The organism is Streptomyces sp. NPDC057654, assembly GCF_042800135.1.
Lineage (GTDB): Bacteria > Actinomycetota > Actinomycetes > Streptomycetales > Streptomycetaceae > Streptomyces.
This window is the reverse complement of the sequence record NZ_JBHVHQ010000549.1, coordinates 1-5,825: the sequence shown is the minus strand read 5'-3', so window position 1 is coordinate 5,825 and position 5,825 is coordinate 1. Positions and strand designations below refer to the sequence as shown.

At 65.8% G+C, this 5,825-nt stretch carries 3 protein-coding genes and 1 pseudogene; 2 read left to right on the top strand and 2 right to left on the bottom strand.

Going from position 1 to position 5,825, the window contains the following annotated elements; genetic code table 11:
• Nucleotides 1–50: 50 nt before the first annotated feature.
• Together ACFU99_RS30335 and ACFU99_RS30330 are read right to left on the bottom strand one after the other, a co-directional pair.
• On the bottom strand, nucleotides 51–2,345 hold the full coding sequence (locus ACFU99_RS30335) for a hypothetical protein (RefSeq protein ID WP_384398085.1): 2,295 nt from the start codon (nucleotides 2,343–2,345) through the stop codon (nucleotides 51–53).
• Between the two features lie 55 nt (nucleotides 2,346–2,400).
• On the bottom strand, nucleotides 2,401–3,300 hold the full coding sequence (locus ACFU99_RS30330; RefSeq protein WP_384398083.1) for a hypothetical protein: 900 nt from the start codon (nucleotides 3,298–3,300) through the stop codon (nucleotides 2,401–2,403).
• A 798-nt stretch (nucleotides 3,301–4,098) separates the two neighbouring features.
• Here ACFU99_RS30330 and ACFU99_RS30325 point away from each other — a divergent pair.
• Entirely contained in the window at nucleotides 4,099–5,436 is a 1,338-nt protein-coding gene (locus tag ACFU99_RS30325; protein ID WP_384398081.1) for a hypothetical protein, read from the top strand.
• Nucleotides 5,433–5,825: pseudogene (locus ACFU99_RS30320) on the top strand (hypothetical protein); the annotation flags it as partial. The gene ACFU99_RS30325 and the pseudogene ACFU99_RS30320, both read left to right, overlap by 4 nt.

Genomic DNA, 5,825 nt, shown 5'->3' with positions numbered 1-5,825 from the left:
GTTCATCGTCTCTTCTCTGCTCCTCGCCCTCGTATCAGTTCTGACCCCGCTCATGCCTTGACCAGTTTCTTCGGCTTGGCCTTCCGCGCTGGACGCTCTGCGCCGTCCTCCGGCTGCCGCGGGTTGTTCTTGCTGTCGCGGGGCTTGCCCTTGTCGCTTGGGTCCGCGTCGGCCTCGCCGTCGCCGCTTTCGCCGTGTTTCCGGATGCTGGTGAGGTTTGCACCCGGTGCGGGCTTGTCGTGCATGACCGCGTCTATCCGTGCCGCCTCGTCGGCCCTGGCCGCCTCCAGGCGGACCTGCCTGCGCTGGGCTTCGCGGTAGGGGTTGATCCCCAGCGCCAGGTCCAGGTGGAAGACCACGTTGGAGACACCCCGGCGCAGATACGTGAGGTTCTCGCCCTTGGTCGTGATGAGCTGGGCGAGATCCGGCGGAATCCGCTGATGCAGTTGCTTCTGGTACTCCGCCACCGTGCCGTCGCGCATCGGGCCGAAGAGCGTGTAGTCCGCGGCGTCGAACTTGTTGAAGTCGCTGTCGGCCAGCATCTTGTCGACGTCGTTGTAGCTGTAGACCACTCGGCCGCCGCGCTCGTGCATGTGGTCGAACTGGTCCTTGACGTACTTCTTCACCCGGTCGTCGATGTGCTCGGCCCCGTGGATGATCAACGTGTCGCCGAGCCCCAGTTTGCCGACGGCGAAGCCGATGATGTTCACCAGCTGCGCCATCGCCACGCCCTTGCCGCGGCGCATGAGCCGCGAAAAGTCGTAGACGACGCGCGGCGAGTCCCGGACCCCGTCCACGGCCGAGGCCGTGTGGTTGTTGAACAGGTCGCCGTTGGTGCTCAGCATCGCGTTGGCGATGCCCCTGAGCACGTTGTAGGCGCGCAGCTGGTCCGGGTCGGTCTTGCTGGAGTTCAGCAGTGCCTTGTGCGCGGTTGCCACGTAGGAGACGAACATCTGAAGACGCGGCACCTGGGAGTGCGGGATGTTCACCACGCGCAGGCGGTGACGCTGCTCCTTGGCGTTGTGCCGCCACATGCCCTGCTCGATGTAGAAGTCGGTCGCGGTGTCTTCGAGGGCGCTGCGGATGATCGAGCCGATCGCTCCGTCGCTGGTCTCGTAGAGCTGCTCGAACATCAGCTTGAGTTTCTCCATCTGGGCGGAGAAGACCGTCAGCTCGTCCTCCTCCTCGCCGAACATCTCGAACATGTTCACGTCACCCTGATTCAGGTCCACGCGCGAGGTGAGCCGCTCGAACTTCGGGCCGAGCTTGTCGAGGTTCGCTCCGTCGAGGATGAGGTGGACGACCTGGCCGTTGTTCAGCAGCGCTGCCTGAGAGATCTTCGAGCACCACATGTTGGCCACCCGCTGGCGGTCCAAGTACTCGCTGAGCGTGGCGTCGGCGACGATCGCGTGGTGGTTGTAGGCGTTGACATCCATGAGCACGGCGCTGTTGTTGACGTCGCCGACCATGTAGCCGACGTACTCGCCGCCTCGGTCGTTGAGGCCATTGGTCACCAGTGAGTACGAGCCGGCCAGCTCGGTCGAGGTGAAGTGGAAGCCCTTGCCCTTCTTCTTCTCGTTGTTCTTCCACAGGCCCGAGAGCTCCTGACGCTGCTCGCCGGCGTAGGGCGCAGCCTTCAGCGTGCCGAACCGGTCGATGTACAGACGCGTGACCCGGTCGATCGTGTCATCCAGTGTCGCCAGATCGGGGGCCTTGACAAAGAGCCGGTTGTGCACCGAGAGGTAGCTCGAGCCGTCCTGGATCTCGCCGATCGTGATCCCGAGGTCACCGGAGATCTTCGCTGCCTTGCGCCTGGAGGAGGTCGTGCCCGTCTCCTCCTGCTCGTTCGCATCCAGTCGGTCCAGCTTCTCCGACTGCTTGGTGTACGAGTCGATCCACTTCTCACTCATCCGCCTGACCTGCTCAAGCGCGACGGTGGTGACCCGCTCGTCCAGGCCGTCCGGGATCCGGTCGATACCCCAGAAGGCGGCGAAGTTGTCGTGCGCGGCGTCGTCGTGGAAGTACGCCAGCATGCAGGCGACCGAGCCGTCGACCTCGAAGTAGTCGGAGCGGAACAGGTATTTCTCCTTCGGCTTCAGCGCGAGCAGGTGAGGGTAGGCGTCGAATGTGCCCTGGAGGTGCTTCACCTCCCGGCGGCGCTGCCACCAGTTCTTCTTCGGCTCGGCGGTCTCATCGGCTGCGCTGTCCGTCGGTGCGGCGTCCTGTACGCCCTCAGCCCGGTCAGCACCGTCTGTGCGCGGATCATCAGCCACAAGCTCCGCGGTCGCATGCGTCGCGTCAGGCTTCTTTCCCGGGATGCCGAGCTGTGCCCGCACTTTCGTCATCAGCGCCATGGTGTCCTTCGTTTCTTCCTCGTCGTGGTGGCCGGCCTGGCGCTGGTCAGTTCAGTGGCGCCTTGAGATCGAGCAGTTCGTCGTCGATGCCCTGATAGAAGACCCGGAGCATCGGCAGGGCCTCCTCGCGGTCGAGCATCGTGGCTTCCTTGATCATCAGAGTCGAGCCGCCGACCTCGGCCTGGAGGACCTGGTGCCCCTTGCGCAGTGCGTCGGCGTTCTTGCCCTTGAGCAGCAGGTACTGGTGGATCGAGGTGAACTTCCCGCCCACGTGCTGGGTGAGGATGTCGTATTGCTCGTTCTGCAACTCGATCAGATCGGGGTCGCGGACCTGCAGGGTCTGGTTGCGCCGTTCCAGGTTCGCCACCTGGTGGTAGATCCGCTGCGGCTCCTTCGTCGTGATGAAGCTGTGTTCACAGGCCGTTTCGACCTTGCGCCAGAAGAAGTCGACCCGATCGAGGATCCCGACCCGGTCCTCGTCGAAGAGCAGGTAGCTGGCCGAACCGACGACCAGGTAGACCTGGCCTTCGCCGCCGTCGGAGAAGTGGATGAGCCCGTTCTCGTCGATTCCGTCGATACCGACGATCGAGTAGAAATCCGTGGGGTTCGAGCTGCGACGAGTGAGGACATGGCGGGCCTTCGGCGGCAGGTAGGCCAGGAAAGCCGGCACGCGCATGATGCGCAGTTCCTTCGTCTTCATCAGCCCGCCGAAGTAGACGATCGCCGACAGCCCCCAGAGGACGAAGAACGTAATGGCCACCGGTCCCGAGCTCGCGACGAACGTCGATGTGCTGAACCACAGCAGGGCGAGGATGCCGCCGCCGAAGAAGAGCAGCTGCTTGATCGGGGAAGGCCTGGCCGCCCAGCCCCCCTTGCTCAGTGTGATCTCGTGGTCGAGGAAGCTCCTGTTCAGTGAACTCGGCACCTTGTAGGACAGTTTCGCCATGAATCCCTCATCGCCCCTGCACTCGCAATGGTCATTGCCCGGCCTGTCGAAAAGCCCTCATACATGAGATGTATAGATGGCATACTATCTCAGACAAGGCATTTGAATCGAGAATGAAAGGGCATTGAATAGTGACTCCTGACGTCTCTGACTGGCGGATCCGAGTCATCGGGCGTCCTCTGGAGGCCGCGGCTGACCGCCGTTGGCCCCTTGGCGGCTCCTGTCGGGTAGTGATGCGGTGAGCACTGCCTGCGCATCACATCCGTACCCCCGTGGGACGGGTGCCCGGTCCTGTGCGGGACTGTTGGCGGCTCACTTCCCGGGCATCTCGCGGCGGATGAGCAGAACGGCCCCACCGCGGTACCGACGGTCACATGGGGGGCAATCACGCTTCACCGTCGCGCGGAGTGAGCCGCCAGGCCACTGCCCAGCGCACATCGCGGCAAGCCGACGGGTGAGTTCCGGCCCGACAGCGCGGCGGACGTCCGCACCGAAAGACGCCGCCCGACGCATCAGACAGCCATCCTCCCGAACTCCTCAGCACCGAAACGGACATGGTGCACAGGAGCATGGACCGCTCTCGCCGGCGTGTACGGCACGCGTTGCTTGTACTCCCGCGATGGCCGGCGGCGTCTCTGTCGGCGGGGACGCATAGGCTGTTCGCCGCTGTTCCGTCTCCTGCCGCAATAGGGACGGGCGGTGGAGTGCAGCAGAGAACGGGGCGACGGGGGTCGCCGAACCATATTCGGCAGGGGGGATTCCTCTTGTCTTGCCACAGGCATAGGAGAAGAACGCATCATGACCGGTCAGACGCCGGGCGCCGACCCGGCGCGTCGAAGACTAACCGTCGCGATTGCAGTGGTCGCAGGTCTTGCCGTGGTCGCGCTGACCGCGGTCGGCGTGCTCGCGCTACAGCGCAACGACACCTCGGCGGGGAAGGAAGGAGAGCCGTCGGATGAAACGGTGACGCTCACGACGGATGCATTGGCGGATCTGGTCAGGGACAGGTCGGATGCCCTGAGCGACGGGGACGAGGACCGCTTCCTGGCCGCTTTCTCCGGCCAGGCAAAGCACCAACAGCGCACCGTATTCCGCAACTTGAAAAAGGTGAAGTTCGATTCCGCCGGCTTCCGCATCAGCGAGACGGCCGGTCGTCTGGAGAGCAGTTTCGGCGGCGTGACGGCCCGGGTCGATGTGACCTTCGCCCACCAGATCGCCGGCGTGGACACCCAGGAGGTGAAGGAGGGGTACCGCTGGACGGTGACCAAGAAGGACTCCAAGGCGAAACCGGTGATCACGGCCGTCGCCGGCACCCCGTACAAGCTGCGGGGCCCGGGTGATCCCGTCACGGAAGTGGCCTACCCGGCCCCCTGGGACCTGTACCGGGACCTGCAGGTCACCCGTACCGGCCATGTGACGCTGATGACCGACGCCGCCCACGCCGACGCGGCCCGGTCGGCGGCCCCGCAACTGGAGAAGGCGGGCCGCGACGTGGTGGCCGCCTGGAAGGCGGACGCCCCCAGCTCTCCGCCCGCCGCCCGCGGATTCGCCGTCGTCTTCGAGCCGGACAGCAAGCGCCTCGCGAAGCTGTACGGACGGGGCGGTGACGGGAACGGCGAGGACGGATTCGCCGCGAGCATGTTCACCGCCTCCCCCTCCACCGACTTCCCCTACGGCGGGGCGCGCGTCGTGCTGAAGACGCCCAACGCCCGGGTCGGGAAACACGAGATGACCCACGCGCTCCTCACACCGATGACACGGCACAGCTCGGTCGGCGGCCTGGGCGGCCCGCAGACCTGGCTCGTCGAGGGGGTCGCGGAGTACATGGCCGGCGGTGGCCTGGACGACCGGGGAGGGCTCAGCGCCCTGCGCCGGGCCACCTTCGACGGCCGGCTCCCCGACCCGATGGCGTTCTACACCAAGAACGCCGACGAGCAGGCCGCCAACTACGAGCTGGGACGCCTGGCGGTGCAGTTCCTCGCCGAGAAGTACGGCACGAAGAAGGCGCTCGCGTTCGCGGTCGCGCAGTACGACGCGCCCGGCAAACTCGACCAGCAGATCAAGTCCGCCACCGGCTTGGACAAGTCCGGCTTCGAGGCGCAGTGGGCCGACTACGTCAGGAGCACCCTCAAATGAGCATGCCCCAGGACGCACCGATACTCATCCAGCCCCCGCCGCCGGGCCCCCGACCGGGCCGCACCCGGCTGGTCGCGATGCTGGTCACCGCGAGCGTGGTGCTGGCCACGGCGGTGGCCGCGGGCGTCTGGCTGCTGCTCAGCCCGTCCTCCCCGGCCGGGCAGCAGGGCTCCCAGGCCAAACGGCAGTCTCATGTGCCCTGGTCCCTGCCCTATACGAAGTCCGGACGCGAGCACCCCACCATGGTGCGCGGCCTCTGGTTCACCGACAAGGCCGTGGTCAAGGCACTGCCGGACGGCATCGCCGGCCTGGACCGCAACACGGGCGAGAGGCTGTGGGGCCGTGCCTTGAACACCGCGGCGGCCTGGGCGTGTGCCAGGCGTCCACGG